The sequence below is a fragment of the Bartonella bacilliformis Ver097 genome (assembly GCF_000709795.1).
Taxonomy (GTDB): domain Bacteria; phylum Pseudomonadota; class Alphaproteobacteria; order Rhizobiales; family Rhizobiaceae; genus Bartonella; species Bartonella bacilliformis_A.
Map to the genome: position 1 here is coordinate 86,637 of NZ_KL503802.1, position 13,445 is coordinate 100,081.

General features: G+C 37.2%; 13 protein-coding genes and 1 other RNA gene. 8 read left to right on the top strand and 6 right to left on the bottom strand.

Annotated features, from left to right (window positions below):
* Positions 1-33: 33 nt before the first annotated feature.
* Positions 34-1,080, bottom strand: coding sequence for a PstS family phosphate ABC transporter substrate-binding protein (locus tag H710_RS00340; protein ID WP_041848879.1), 1,047 nt, complete (start codon positions 1,078-1,080; stop codon positions 34-36).
* 146 nt (positions 1,081-1,226) lie between these two features.
* Positions 1,227-2,165, bottom strand: coding sequence for a glutathione synthase (gene gshB / locus H710_RS00345; protein ID WP_041848880.1), 939 nt, complete (start codon positions 2,163-2,165; stop codon positions 1,227-1,229).
* Between the two features lie 89 nt (positions 2,166-2,254).
* Between gshB and H710_RS00350 the strand changes: the two genes are divergently transcribed.
* A complete protein-coding gene (locus H710_RS00350; RefSeq protein WP_041848881.1) occupies positions 2,255-3,043 on the top strand; it encodes a molybdopterin-synthase adenylyltransferase MoeB in 789 nt (262 codons plus the stop codon).
* Here the strand turns inward: H710_RS00350 and H710_RS00355 are convergent.
* From H710_RS00355 to H710_RS00370, 4 genes are all read right to left on the bottom strand, one after another.
* The gene (locus H710_RS00355) at positions 3,007-4,599 is read right to left on the bottom strand and encodes an ABC transporter ATP-binding protein (protein WP_041848882.1); all 1,593 of its coding nucleotides are present in this window, start codon (positions 4,597-4,599) and stop codon (positions 3,007-3,009) included. The genes H710_RS00350 and H710_RS00355 overlap by 37 nt on opposite strands.
* Complete coding sequence (locus tag H710_RS00360) at positions 4,596-5,747, bottom strand: ABC transporter permease (RefSeq protein WP_432416213.1); 1,152 nt, start codon at positions 5,745-5,747, stop codon at positions 4,596-4,598. The genes H710_RS00355 and H710_RS00360 overlap by 4 nt, the downstream gene beginning before the upstream one ends.
* On the bottom strand, positions 5,747-6,868 hold the full coding sequence (locus H710_RS00365) for a microcin C ABC transporter permease YejB (RefSeq protein ID WP_041848883.1): 1,122 nt from the start codon (positions 6,866-6,868) through the stop codon (positions 5,747-5,749). Before H710_RS00365 ends, H710_RS00360 begins: the two co-directional genes overlap by 1 nt.
* A gap of 147 nt (positions 6,869-7,015) precedes the next feature.
* Entirely contained in the window at positions 7,016-7,573 is a 558-nt protein-coding gene (locus H710_RS00370; protein WP_041848884.1) for a c-type cytochrome, read from the bottom strand.
* A gap of 103 nt (positions 7,574-7,676) precedes the next feature.
* Between H710_RS00370 and H710_RS00375 the strand changes: the two genes are divergently transcribed.
* From H710_RS00375 to rimI, 7 genes are all read left to right on the top strand, one after another.
* Positions 7,677-8,408 (top strand): 3-deoxy-manno-octulosonate cytidylyltransferase, encoded by a 732-nt coding sequence (locus H710_RS00375; protein ID WP_041848885.1) that lies wholly within the window; start codon positions 7,677-7,679, stop codon positions 8,406-8,408.
* A gap of 389 nt (positions 8,409-8,797) precedes the next feature.
* Positions 8,798-8,895: signal recognition particle sRNA small type (ffs, locus tag H710_RS06010), an RNA gene on the top strand.
* A 235-nt stretch (positions 8,896-9,130) separates the two neighbouring features.
* The gene (locus tag H710_RS00380; RefSeq protein WP_041848886.1) at positions 9,131-11,020 is read left to right on the top strand and encodes a DNA polymerase III subunit gamma/tau; all 1,890 of its coding nucleotides are present in this window, start codon (positions 9,131-9,133) and stop codon (positions 11,018-11,020) included.
* Between the two features lie 15 nt (positions 11,021-11,035).
* Entirely contained in the window at positions 11,036-11,362 is a 327-nt protein-coding gene (locus H710_RS00385; protein ID WP_041848887.1) for a YbaB/EbfC family nucleoid-associated protein, read from the top strand.
* 37 nt (positions 11,363-11,399) lie between these two features.
* On the top strand, positions 11,400-12,005 hold the full coding sequence (gene recR / locus H710_RS00390; RefSeq protein ID WP_041848888.1) for a recombination mediator RecR: 606 nt from the start codon (positions 11,400-11,402) through the stop codon (positions 12,003-12,005).
* Positions 12,006-12,240: 235 nt separating this feature from the next.
* A complete protein-coding gene (gene tsaB, locus H710_RS00395; protein WP_041848889.1) occupies positions 12,241-12,942 on the top strand; it encodes a tRNA (adenosine(37)-N6)-threonylcarbamoyltransferase complex dimerization subunit type 1 TsaB in 702 nt (233 codons plus the stop codon).
* Complete coding sequence (gene rimI / locus H710_RS00400; protein WP_041848890.1) at positions 12,935-13,426, top strand: ribosomal protein S18-alanine N-acetyltransferase; 492 nt, start codon at positions 12,935-12,937, stop codon at positions 13,424-13,426. Before tsaB ends, rimI begins: the two co-directional genes overlap by 8 nt.
* Positions 13,427-13,445: the final 19 nt, after the last annotated feature.

Sequence of the window (13,445 nt, forward strand, 5' to 3'; positions counted from 1 at the left end):
CACAGAAGAATCTATATATCAAAACTCAGAAAATCACTTCAAAGTCATCACTGTATTCGCAGAAAAAGAAGCTCGTTGTTCTTGCTGTTCTTTTTCAGGAGCAATAACCAAACCATATTCAGCTAATGGACCATTTGGACCAATCATTTCCTCAGAAAGAAAAAAGTCAACATATTCCCATAAACCTGGTACAATGCCTAAATGCGCTTTTTTAACATAAAAGAAAAGTGGACGCGAAACCGGATATTGACCACTGAAAATTGTTTCAGTGCTTGGTTCAACATTATTAATATGTACAACCTTAATTTTGTCAGCATTATTTTCATAAAAAGACCAACTAAAAACACCAATACCTGTTTTATGGGAGGTTAGACGAGCAAATGTTTCCGAATAATCTCCATCAATATCAATAGCCTTCCCATCCTTACGCACAGCAATACATGCAGCATTGATCTCTTTATCATTCATCCCTAAAGCCTTCATCGCCTTAACGGCTCCGCTGTCCTTACAGCCTTCAATGAGCAATTTTTCTTCAAAAACTTCACGTGTTCCATGTTTTTCACCAGGGATATAAACCGCAATCACCCAATCAGGAAGAGCATTATTAATTGCACTCCATTTTCTTACCTTATTTGGCTGCAATTTTCCATTCACCACAACCTGAGCAGCAAGAGCTTTATAAATATCTACTGGTCGTAATTTCCAATCAGGACCATTAATATCTGTTGCAAAAACAATCCCATCATACCCGATGCGAATCTCCTCAACATCTTTTACACCAGCACTAAAACAAGATCGTAACTCACTTGGTTTCATTGCACGTGAAGTATTTACAATATCAATTGTACTCTTTCCAATACCACGACAAAATTCTTTAATACCAGCACCTGAACCACCTGATTCAACAACTGGAATCTTAAAATTAGGATAAACTTCTCCAAATGTCTCAGCAACAATTTTTACATAAGGCAAAACTGTAGATGAACCTGCAATTTGAATTCGATCGCGAGCATTGCTAACATCAACCAACGATGTAACCATGAAAATCAGTCCGACTCCAACCGATGATAATTTACTCATCTATAAATTCCCCAATGTTAAAAGGCCTTTTTTAGTATCATTGAAACAACTTAAATGCTCGTTTACAATCTGCAGTATACCACACAATCAAAAAATGTTTTTTACTTTATAACCAAATCACATTTTAGCCATCTATTCAAACAAATTTAACTTGAACGTTTGGATTCAACTATATCCCAAAAAAGAGAAGCTATATGTGCACCACCAAAGCGTTTAATTTCACGAATTCCTGTAGGAGAAGTAACATTAATTTCCGTTATATAATCCCCAATCACATCAATTCCTACAAGAAAAAAACCACGTTCCCGCAAAACTGAACCAATGCGTGCACAAATTTCATGATCGCGTTCAGTCAAATCAGTATTTTCTGCTCGACCTCCAACATGCATATTAGAACGAATATCCATTTCTTCTGGAACCCGATTAATCGCCCCAACAGGCATGCCATCAAGTAAGATAATACGTTTATCACCTTTCCGAACCCCATCCAAATAACGCTGAACAATAAAAGGTTCACGATAACTTTTTTCAAAAATTTCCAAGAGCGATGTCAAATTGCGATCATCCTGTTTCAGATAAAAAACACCCGCTCCTCCATTACCATAGAGCGGTTTAATAATAATATCACCAACTGTTGCTCTAAATGCGTTCACTTCTTCAATATCTTTTGTAATTAATGTTTCTGGCATCAAATCAGAAAATTCCGTAACAAAAATCTTCTCGGGACTATTACGCACCCATACCGGATCATTCACAACCAGAGTTTTAGGATGAATGCGTTCTAGCAGATGAGTTGTCGTGATATAATGCATATCAAAAGGTGGATCTTGGCGTAAAAGAATCACATCCATTTCCATTAATTCTGTACGCACAGGCTCTCCTAATTGATAATGATCTCTCTCTTTATCACGCACAGTTAATGGCTCTAACCATGCAATAACACAGCCATTATGCATAAATAAACGATCCGGTGTATAATGAAAAAGATGGTGTCCACGTTCTTGTGCTGCCAAAGCAAGTGCAAACGTGGTATCTCCTTGAATTTGAATCGTCGAAATATGATCCATTTGAAGAGCAATTTTCATCAATAAAACCTCCTATCACTAAAAGCAGATCAGTTTAATAAGCCATAAACTTATTAAACGATAATAAAGACTATGACAGGAGAAAGCTCATGACACAAAAAATTGACGAAAAATTTAGCAAAGAAGAAATTGAGCGTTACGCACGCCATATTATTTTGCCTGAAATTGGTGGAACAGGACAACAAAAACTCAAAGCAGCCCGCGTTCTTGTTATCGGTGCAGGCGGTCTTGGTTCCTCCGTTCTAACCTATCTTGCTGCAGTAGGCGTTGGGACGCTTGGAATTGTTGATGATGACATCGTTTCACTTTCTAATTTACATCGTCAAATTATCCATACAACCAATACACTTCACCAATATAAAACTGTCAGTGCTGAAACTACTATAAAGGCAATAAACCCCCATGTTACAGTTGAAAAACATAATCTACACTTAGATGAAAGTAATGTAGATAAATTGCTTAGTGCTTATCACATAATTATCGATGGTAGCGATAATTTTTCAACACGCTATTTGCTTGCTGACTATGCTGCTCTCTTAGCTAAGCCTCTAATAAGTGGTGCTATAAACCGATTTGAAGGCTCGTTAACAGTGCTTATACCCTATAGAGACAATAATCCTCATTATCGCGATTTATTTCCTAACCCACCAGATGCCAACACAATACCCACATGTGCTGAAGCTGGAATCATTGGGACTTTACCAGGCGTTATAGGCACCCTACAAGCAATGGAAGCCATTAAACTTATTACAAATATTGGAGATCCCTTAATAGGAAAAATCCTTCTCTATAATGGACTATCAGCAAAATTTGATACAATTTTCTACAAACGGCCAACTTCTCAAGAAAATGCAGCAGCCATTAAATTGTGCGTATAGGAATTTTGAGGGCATGAAAAAATGCGATCCGCAAAATCATATTCAACTATTTTCCCATGACGCATCACAACCACTTCATGAGCAAGTGTCTTAACAACTTTCAAATCATGACTAATAAACAGATAACCCAAACAATACTTTTGTTGCAGACGACGTAAAAGATCAATAATTTGTGCTTGTGCACTCATATCTAAAGATGATGTTGGTTCATCAAACATAACAAAGCGCGGCTTAAGAATAATTGCACGTGCAAGAGCAATTCTCTGCCTTTGTCCACCAGAAAATTCATGGGGATAACGATCTCGTATAGAAGGATCTAAATCAACTTCACACAACGCTTCGACCACACGATCATTGCGCTCAAAATAGGAAAGCTTGGGTTCATGAATGGATAACCCTTCAGCAATGATTTCACTCACAGACATACGCGGTGAAAGTGAGCCAAAAGGATCTTGAAAAACAATCTGGATATGACGACGCAAAGGACACATCTTCTTAAAAGTAAACTTACTAATGTCAATACCATCAAAATTAATATGACCTTCAGAAGCCAACATCCGTATCAATGCAAGCCCCAATGTGGTTTTTCCTGAACCCGATTCACCTACAACACCAAGCGTTTGACCAGCACGAATAGTAATATCGACATCCTGAACAGCCTTTACATAATCAACTGTCCGCCGTAATAATCCCTTTTTAATTGGAAACCAAACACGTATTTTCTTACCTTGCATCAAAATGGGAGCATGCTCATCTGCTTGTAGAGAATGACCTTTAGGTTCTGCTGATAACAACTGCCTTGTATAGGGATGCTGAGGATTTTTAAACAGTTCATTTGTTGGGCCATCCTCAACAATTTTTCCTTCTTTCATTACATAGACGCGATCTGCAAAGCGACGCACAATAGCTAAATCGTGAGTAATAAAAAGCATTGACATATTACAATTTTTTTTAAGTTCCACGAGCAACTCAAGAATTTGTGCTTGAACAGTCACATCAAGCGCAGTTGTTGGCTCATCCGCAATCAACAATTGTGGACTATTTGCAAGCGCCATCGCAATCATTACACGCTGTCTTTGTCCGCCTGATAATTGATGAGGAAATGAACTTAGACGTTTTTGCGGCTCATGAATACCAACCTGTGTTAGTAAATCAACAACACGTGCACGCAATTGTTCACCAAATATGTATGAATGTATCTCCAGAACTTCACCTATTTGACGTTCCACAGTATGCAAAGGATTCAGAGAAACCATCGGCTCCTGAAAAATCATGGCAATATCTTTGCCACGAACTTTACGCAAATCCTCTTCTCTCTGACCCATTAAATTTTGATTATTAAAGAGAATTTTACCCGACTGGTGAAGCTTTTTCAAAAAAGGCAATAACTGCAAAATAGACATTGCCGTTATTGATTTTCCCGATCCTGATTCCCCAACTAACGCAACGATTTCACCTTTTTTAATATTGAAAGAAATGTCTTGAACAATATATTTTTTCTCTTCCGCGACACCAAATGCTACCGATAGATTACGAACTGAAAGCAACTCTGTCATTGTAGTGTCTTTCTTGGATCAAAAGCATCTCGCACAGCTTCACCAATAAAGGCCAATAACGATAACATAACAGCAATAACAACAAAACCTGTAATTCCAATCCAGGGCGCATTTAAATTGGTCGTAGCCTGCCGCATCAACTCACCCAAAGAGGGATAACCAGGAGGAAGACCGAACCCCAAATAATCAAGTGAAGTTAACAATGAAATACCCGATGTCAATAAAAACGGCATGTAAGTTAAAGCAGCAACCATAGCATTTGGTAACAAATGACGCGTCATAATAATGCGACTAGGAACCCCTAAAGCACGTGCAGCAGAAATATAGGTAAAATTGCGCGCACGTAAAAATTCAGCGCGAACAACACCAACCAATGCTACCCATTGGAAAAGAAGCATAACTCCTAGTAAGATCCAAAATCCCTGTGTCAAAACTGCAGCCATGATAATAACTAAATAAAGTGAAGGCACAGAAGACCATATTTCAATGAAACGCTGAAATATTAAATCCACCCAACCACCAAAATAACCTTGAACTGCTCCTGCAACAACTCCAATAAAAGTAGAAATAGCTGTCAGAAGAATACTGAAAATTATTGATAATCGAAAACCATATAAAACCCGTGCAAAAATATCACGTGTCAAGTCATCTGTTCCAAGCCAGTTCCACCGGCTTATTGTACAATCTGGATCAGAACTCCCTTGTGAATAATTGATACACCGTTTTTCTTTACTTTCTAACCAAAAAGGGAGCGCTAATGCTGTAGTTTTATTACCAACTATCGTATTATAAGAATAACGAACCAGTGGCCACACTGCCCAACCATATTTTGCAATTTCACTTTGAATTAAAGGATCACGAAAATCTGCTACAGCCAAACTTCCACCAAATTTTTCATCAGGATAATCAAACAAAACAGGAAAGAGTAATTCCCCTTTATAAGAAGCGATAATGGGACGGTCATTGGCAATAAATTCTGCTGAAAAAGAACACAAACACAAAAATAAAAAAAGCCACAGAGACCAAAAACCCCGACGATTTTGTTTGAAATTACGCCAACGACGTGCATTCAAAGGAGACAAAAAGGGCCGTTTCTCTAATTTAGAGGTATACACTTTACAAGGCTGTGTCTTTTCCATCACACCCATCATAACTCCCTTTTATCAAAGTCAATGCGTGGATCAATCAGCATATGAATGATATCAGAAATGAGACTAACAATAAGACCAATCAGCGAAAAAATATAAAGGGTAGAAAATACAACAGAGTAATCACGATTAACAATAGAAGTATAACTCAAAAACCCCATACCATTTAATGAATAAAGCATTTCAATCAATAAAGACCCACTAAAAAATGATCCCATAAAAGCTGCAGGAAAACCAGCTGCCACAATTAATATAGCGTTACGAAAAACATGACCATAAAGAATCGAGCGCTCACTCAATCCCTTTGCACGAGCTGTAATGACATATTGTTGGCGAATTTCTTCCAGAAAACAATTTTTTGTTAGTAAGGTCGTTGTTGCAAAAGAAGAAATAATCATCGCTGTCAATGGTAAAGCCAAATGATGTAGATAATCTAATATTTTTCCTCCAAAAGATAATTGATCGAAATTATCAGAAGTCAAATGGCTCAGTGGGAACCAATCAAAAAAAGACCCACCAGCAAAGAAAACTAATAAAAAAATACCAAAGAGAAAATTCGGAATCGCATAACCAATAACAATAATAGCACTTGTCCAAATATCAAAAGAAGATCCTTCTTTGAGAGCTTTACGAATTCCCAGTGGTATAGAAATAGCATAAGAAATTAACAAATGCCAAAAACCTAAAGAAAGAGAGACAGGTAAAGCATCTTTAATAAGTGCAATAACCGAGCGTCCTTGTGTATAAGACTCTCCAAAATCAAAACGCAAATAGTTACCAAGCATTGTCAAATAACGTTCTAAAGGCGGCTTATCAAAACCAAATTGCTGTTCGAGCTTGGCAATAAATTCTGGATCCAACCCTTGTGCACCACGATATTTAAACTCCCCATGAGCAGATGATTCAACATAAGAGCCATCCAACACAACTTCGGAAGAAAGACCAATATCACTACCCCCAGCTATTCGTTCCGCAGCATCACCACCCATCCCTTGCAATTGAGCAATAATATTTTCAATAGGCCCACCAGGCGTAAATTGGATAATGATAAACGTTACCGTTAAAATTCCGATAAGTGTTGGTATAATCAGCAAAAAACGCCGCAGAATATAGGCTAGCATCTTTTTGTTTTCACCTTTTGACAAAATTGCATCAAATTGACTCTCTAAAATAGTACGTTGATAAAAAACCTTTTAATAAATCTGTGCAGCCCAAATAACAAAAAAACTTTCTAGACATGCTCTTAAATTAAACATTGTTAACATAAACTAATTTTGTTCACCATTTTCATGACCTAATAAAGGAACAGGATGATCAGATAAACTGCGCAAATAAAGCAAAAGATCAGCACGATCTTGATCATTTTTGACCCCACGAAAAGACATTGTTGTTCCTGGAATTTCTTTACGAGGCGATTGAAGATAACGATCTAGAGTAACAAAATCCCATTTCTTATCAAAATTTTCCCGTAATGCCTTTGAATATGTAAAACCTTTCATAACTGCGAAAGGTCGATCGACTACCCCCCAAAGCGGTGGACCAATACGATTGGCTCCATCACGTTCAGATGCATGGCATATAGCGCATTGACGAAAAAGCTTACGCCCATTTTCAAAATTTCCTTGTTGAAGGCGATTACTCAATAATAGAGGAAAATAAGACATATGTTGTGTTTCTTGAATCGTTTTATTATTCTCAATGTTATGGGACTCTTGAATCTGTTTAGAATCACTATTAACGACATCGTAAATAAAGAAAATCCCTACCAAAATAATTGGCACTAACAAACAAACACAAATGCAACAAGCGAATATCAATCGATTCATTAAATTTAACGTTCATATTTTTACATCACTTTAAGTTTAAGCTTTTTCATTATCCTTTACAATAGTACAGGAATATCAAACTAAAGCATTTGGAACTTTTGCAATGGCTCTTAAACCACTCATTCTTATTCCTGCCCGTATGGGATCAACCCGTCTTCCAGAAAAAGTTCTTGCTGAAATCTCTGGGAAACCAATGATTGTTCATGTTGCAGAACGAGCAAAAGAAGCTGCACTAGGACCTACCATCATTGCAACAGATCATGATGCAATTGCTCAAACCGTTACAGCTTACGGCCATGAATATATTATGACGCACACTCATCATCAGTCGGGATCTGATCGTATTCATGAAGCTTTAACCCGCATTGATCCTAAACAACGTTACAATGTTATTTTAAATGTACAAGGTGACTTGCCAACGGTTACACCCGAGGCTCTTATTAATGTTTTACGGCCCTTAAAAAACAACTTAACAGATATTGCAACCTTGGGTGCTGAGATTATTGAAGATAATGAAAAAAGCAATCCTAATATTGTCAAAATTATTGGCACACCGATTGTTCAAAATCGCCTCCGCGCACTCTATTTTACCCGTGCAACAGCTCCTTATGGCAATGGCCCTCTTTATCATCATATTGGGCTATACGCCTATCGACGCGAAGCGCTTGAAAAATTCGTATCACTTAAACCATCCACCCTCGAACAACGTGAAAAACTTGAACAATTACGTGCATTAGAAAATAATATGCGTATTGATGTAGAAATTGTTGATACAGCTCTCTTAGGTGTCGATACACACCATGACCTTGAAAAAGTACGCAAGATTTTAGCATAAAAATGGAATGACCATTCCTGTTTCTTAAATTTTGTGTTTCTTATATATATTCAGTAATAATTGCACATTGAATGGATTATTCAACAAGTTGAACATTTATCATTTCTGAGCTCATAACCAGTTTCCCTCATAGAGATTGATAATATTTTCTCCTTTAGTTGAATTATTTGAAAATTACATGCTAACAAAATAATGGCCTGTTCTAAACTAAAAGTTTTTGTATTCTCTGTATCGCCCAAGCGTAACAAAAATAGCAACGAAACACTGGAAGAAGTTAGTGCCTTTTATTTCAAATAAAAAATTAAACAAAGGAAAGCTTTTCAATTATTCTTGCCATATTTTTTGTTTCTTAGCTTGATTTTTGGTCATAAATCGACAATATGAAACTGGGAGGCTGCAAGTGGACGAACCGCTCGCCAACCGGGTCAGATCTGGAAAGAAGCAGCCCCAACGAGTTCTGGTACGGGTCATTGTGTCAGCTTCCTACCTTATCAAATCAACTATATACTTATTTTTTGATTAATACAGTATCTTAAATCTTTTTATGGTTATGCTGTTTTAATAAGCTGAGAAATTTTGGATATTCTCAAATAAATACTTCCATTATCTTAGAAAAGAAATTGATTTGATAAAAAGTTTTTTTATATGAGAATATTCTCTTTAATCGGTATATTTATATTATTGAGATATACTCAAAAAAGCCTTTAAAACTGGAACCATTGATGAACAATATGCCGACAGCAACACCTTATCGCGTTCTCGCTCGTAAATATCGGCCTCAAAATTTTTCTGACCTCATTGGTCAAGAAACAATGGTTCGCACCCTTACTAACGCCTTTGAATCAGGACGTATTGCGCAAGCGTGGATATTGACAGGAATTCGTGGTGTAGGAAAAACGACAACAGCCCGCATTTTAGCACGAGCACTCAACTACGAAACAAAAGATATTAGCAAACCGACAACGGTGTTTAATACACTCGGTGAACACTGTACACAAATCATCGAAGGCCGTCACATCGATGTTATAGAAATGGATGCTGCTTCGCATACTGGCATTGATAACATTCGTGAGATTATTGAACAAATACGTTACTGCCCTGTTTCTGCACGCTATAAAGTTTATATTATTGACGAAGTGCATATGCTTTCAACACAAGCATTTAATGGCTTATTGAAAACACTGGAAGAACCACCACCACACGTAAAATTTATTTTTGCAACAACAGAAATTCGCAAAGTTCCTATTACGATTCTTTCTCGCTGTCAGCGTTTTGACTTACGACGTGTTGAATCATCTGCTCTGATAGCACATTTGCATAAAATTGCTCAACACGAAAAAGTTGAAGTTCAAGAACAAGCATTATCAATAATTGCCCGTGCTGCAGAAGGATCTGTACGTGATGCATTATCCATTTTTGATCAAGCAATCGCTCATAGCAATGGCAAAATCAATGCCACTGCTGTGCGCACAATGTTAGGATTAGCAGATCAGGCACGTATTATCGACCTCTTTGACTATGTCATGAAAGGAGATATTGTTAGTGCATTGCACGAACTACGCAGTCAATACGATGCAGGTGCTGATCCTTTTTCTGTATTAGTAGAATTGGCTAACTTTAATCATCTGGTTACACGATTGCGCGTGATACCAGAAACAACTGAAGATTTATCTTTGACAGAGGATGAACGCTTACGCAGCTTAGATTTTTCTCAAAAACTTTCTATCCGCGTTCTTTCTCGCACTTGGCAAATGTTGCTCAAAGGCCTGCAAGAAATCAACCAAGCAGCACGTCCTCTTCAAGCTGCTGAGATGTTGTTAATTCGTCTCACTCACGCTACTGATTTACCAACGCTTGATGAAACTTTAACACAACTCACACAAAATCTTTCTTATCAAGAAACGAAAAACATCAACAACACAATAGAGGCAAAAACTGCACATATGCATTCTGCTTCACAAAGCTCAAACTCACAACAAAACCAACGCAATCTCACAACACCCTTAGACAATAAACCTGACCTTTCTTCACAATCATCAAAACCATTAGAGTGTCAAACTCCTAAAAGCGCAGACTCTTTTAAGACAGAAGAAATTTCTGATATTGATTCAATAATTGAATCTTTACCAAATGCTGTGACTTCATCACGTCCGTCAACACCGGAAACAACAGAGCAACACCCTTTCGTCATCAATTCTTTGCGTGATATCGCTGCCCTAGCTGAACAGCATCATGATATCCACTTTAAATTACTGATCGCAAAATTTGTTCACCCCATTTCTTTTGAACCAGGACATATTGTATTGAGACTTGCTGAAGGCGCTCCACAATCACTTGCTCGTGATCTCAAAAAAATGCTGTATCAATGGACTGGACAACACTGGGCTGTAACTCTGGTTAATGAAGGAGGAAAACCAACATTACAAGAAGAAAATGCCGCTGCCCAAAAAGCCCTTTTTTCCGATGCACAAACAGATCCTGATATCGTAAAAATTCTCAACTATTTTCCAGGAGCAAAAATTGTTGATATTCGTCTCAATCGACAAGACAATGAGCTTGATTTAACACCTGATAGCTTTGAAAAAGAAAACAATAACCCGAATGAGGAATGAAGGAAATAAATCGTTATGCGTGATATGATGAACATAATGAAAAAAGCTAAAGAAATGCAATCAAAAATGCAGCAAATTCAAGATGAAATGGCCAATCTGCAAGTCACTGGAACAGCAGGCGGTGGACTTGTAAGCATTACTTTGAATGGCAATAATACAATATCAGCAGTTAAAATTGATCCTGCACTCATTAAGCCTGAAGAATCTGAAATTCTTGAAGATCTTATCATGGCAGCCCATAATGAAGCTAAAGCAAAAATTGAAACAGCTATAGCAGAAAAAACGCAAAGTGTAACAGCGGGTCTACCAATTCCACCAGGTTTTAATCTCCCATTTTCATGAATTAATTTTGGTTTAAATTTTCGGAATAACAGATAACATGGCTAAACATATTACAGGTCCTGAGATTGAGCGTCTTATTCATCTTTTAGCGCGAATACCAGGACTTGGTCCGCGTTCAGCACGCCGTGCTGCACTTCACCTTATCAAAAAAAAAGAAACACTTTTAGAACCATTGGGAACCGCAATACGAGATGCTGTCGATAAAGTCCGCATTTGTTCTGTTTGCGATAATATCGATACCTCTGATCCATGTTCGATTTGTATAGACCCTCGGCGTGATAATGGAACAATTATTGTTGTGGAAGATATCTCTGATCTCTGGGCTCTCGAGCGCGCAGGAACTTTACTAGCACGTTATCATGTATTAGGTGGAAAATTATCTCCATTGGATGGTATAGGCCCCGATGAACTCAACATCACCTCCTTAATCAACCGTGTTATTAAAGACCCAATTACAGAAATCATTCTCGCCGTTAATGCCACTATTGAAGGACAAACAACAGCTCATTACATTACCGATCAACTTTCCAACTTTTCAATTAAAATTACTCGACTTGCTCATGGTGTGCCAGTAGGTGGAGAATTGGACTATCTTGATGATGGAACTTTAGCTGCAGCTTTACGAGCAAGAACAAATTTTTAAAATTATATCCGCTTATCCATCATCTTATTTTATCTATCACTGCTCCTCTTGATTAAAGAATTCAACTGCGTTTTCTTCAATATAATTTGTAAACAATCTATAATAAAATGTTTCAAAAATTTTATCATTGGTACCACTTTTTTTGTAGAATTCCAAAATACATTAACAAAACAAAAATACTTAAAAAGCTATAGCTAATCTTTTGTTTATCTCTATATTCGGCTAAGAGGTATTTATGTTCATTCTTACTATAGATACTGCTTTCACCCACTGCATCGTTGCGCTTATTCATCACACATCAGTTATTACGCGCATCAGCGAACGCATGAACAAAAACCACGCTGAAAAGCTTATTGAACAAATCGCCCAAACAATTCACAATGCCAATATCACTCTTGATCAAATTAATCGCATTGCTGTCAATATTGGGCCAGGATCATTTACAGGTGTGCGTACAGGTGTTTCGACAGCAAAAGCTTTAGCACTAGCACTAGAAATACCCGCTATTGGGATAAGCTCACTTGAAGCATTAGCAACACAAGCACTTCAACAAGCCTCCAATGAAGATACCCTATCAGCAATTACTGTTGTAATTGAAGCTGGCAGGGGAATATTTTATCATCAAAATTTCAATAAAGATCTCACAGCATTGAGTGAACCTAGTCTGAGGACGCTTGAGCATATTATTGCAGATCTACCACAACAAACCATATTAATAGGCTCAGCAGTTAACACTATTGCTCTTCACATTCGAAACAATAAAATAAATACAGTAATCATATCAGATCAAATCACGTGTGAAACAGCTGATATTGCAATCTATGCTCACCTCGCTACCAACAAGCAACCACAAGCTTCACCCCGTCCACTCTATTTACGTGATGCTGATGCAAAACAACAAAGCAATTTTGCCTTGCCTCGAAAAAATAATGGCTAAATTTTCATTAACAAAAAAGAATTTTTGGATTGCATCTTTAAAAGCTGATGACAGTGCAGCTCTTCATCAAATTCATCAAAGTTGCTTTACTCCAACTTGGAAAGAACAAATTTTTGATATTTTTTTAAAAGATCCTTTCATTTTTGGTTACAAAGCTTGCCCTATTGGGCAACCTGACCAAATTTTGGGGTTTTGTTTATGCCGTCTTATTCTTGATGAAGCAGAAATCATAACAATTGCAGTTCATCCTCATCACCGTCAGCAAGGAATTGGCTATTTGCTGATTGATCATACCCTTCGTCATCTTTATCATGAGCGTGCTACAAAACTTTTTTTAGAAGTAGAAGAAACCAATCTTTCTGCCCTGGCCCTTTATAAACGTTTCAAATTTAAAAAAATTTCCAAACGTTTTGCTTACTATCCTTCAAAAGATGGTTTCATAGATGCCATCATTATGCAAAAAACTTTTAAGCAAACAGATTGAGATTTACATAAAAAATGTT

Excerpts from the sequence above, each read along its gene's own strand:
- H710_RS00340 (WP_041848879.1), bottom strand. The coding sequence starts at position 1,080 with ATGAGTAAATTATCATCGGTTGGAGTCGGACTGATTTTCATGGTTACA.
- gshB (WP_041848880.1), bottom strand. The coding sequence starts at position 2,165 with ATGAAAATTGCTCTTCAAATGGATCATATTTCGACGATTCAAATTCAA.
- H710_RS00350 (WP_041848881.1), top strand. The coding sequence starts at position 2,255 with ATGACACAAAAAATTGACGAAAAATTTAGCAAAGAAGAAATTGAGCGT.
- H710_RS00355 (WP_041848882.1), bottom strand. The coding sequence starts at position 4,599 with ATGACAGAGTTGCTTTCAGTTCGTAATCTATCGGTAGCATTTGGTGTC.
- H710_RS00360 (WP_432416213.1), bottom strand. The coding sequence starts at position 5,747 with ATGGGTGTGATGGAAAAGACACAGCCTTGTAAAGTGTATACCTCTAAA.
- H710_RS00365 (WP_041848883.1), bottom strand. The coding sequence starts at position 6,868 with ATGCTAGCCTATATTCTGCGGCGTTTTTTGCTGATTATACCAACACTT.
- H710_RS00370 (WP_041848884.1), bottom strand. The coding sequence starts at position 7,573 with ATGAATCGATTGATATTCGCTTGTTGCATTTGTGTTTGTTTGTTAGTG.
- H710_RS00375 (WP_041848885.1), top strand. The coding sequence starts at position 7,677 with ATGGCTCTTAAACCACTCATTCTTATTCCTGCCCGTATGGGATCAACC.
- H710_RS00380 (WP_041848886.1), top strand. The coding sequence starts at position 9,131 with ATGAACAATATGCCGACAGCAACACCTTATCGCGTTCTCGCTCGTAAA.
- H710_RS00385 (WP_041848887.1), top strand. The coding sequence starts at position 11,036 with ATGCGTGATATGATGAACATAATGAAAAAAGCTAAAGAAATGCAATCA.
- recR (WP_041848888.1), top strand. The coding sequence starts at position 11,400 with ATGGCTAAACATATTACAGGTCCTGAGATTGAGCGTCTTATTCATCTT.
- tsaB (WP_041848889.1), top strand. The coding sequence starts at position 12,241 with ATGTTCATTCTTACTATAGATACTGCTTTCACCCACTGCATCGTTGCG.
- rimI (WP_041848890.1), top strand. The coding sequence starts at position 12,935 with ATGGCTAAATTTTCATTAACAAAAAAGAATTTTTGGATTGCATCTTTA.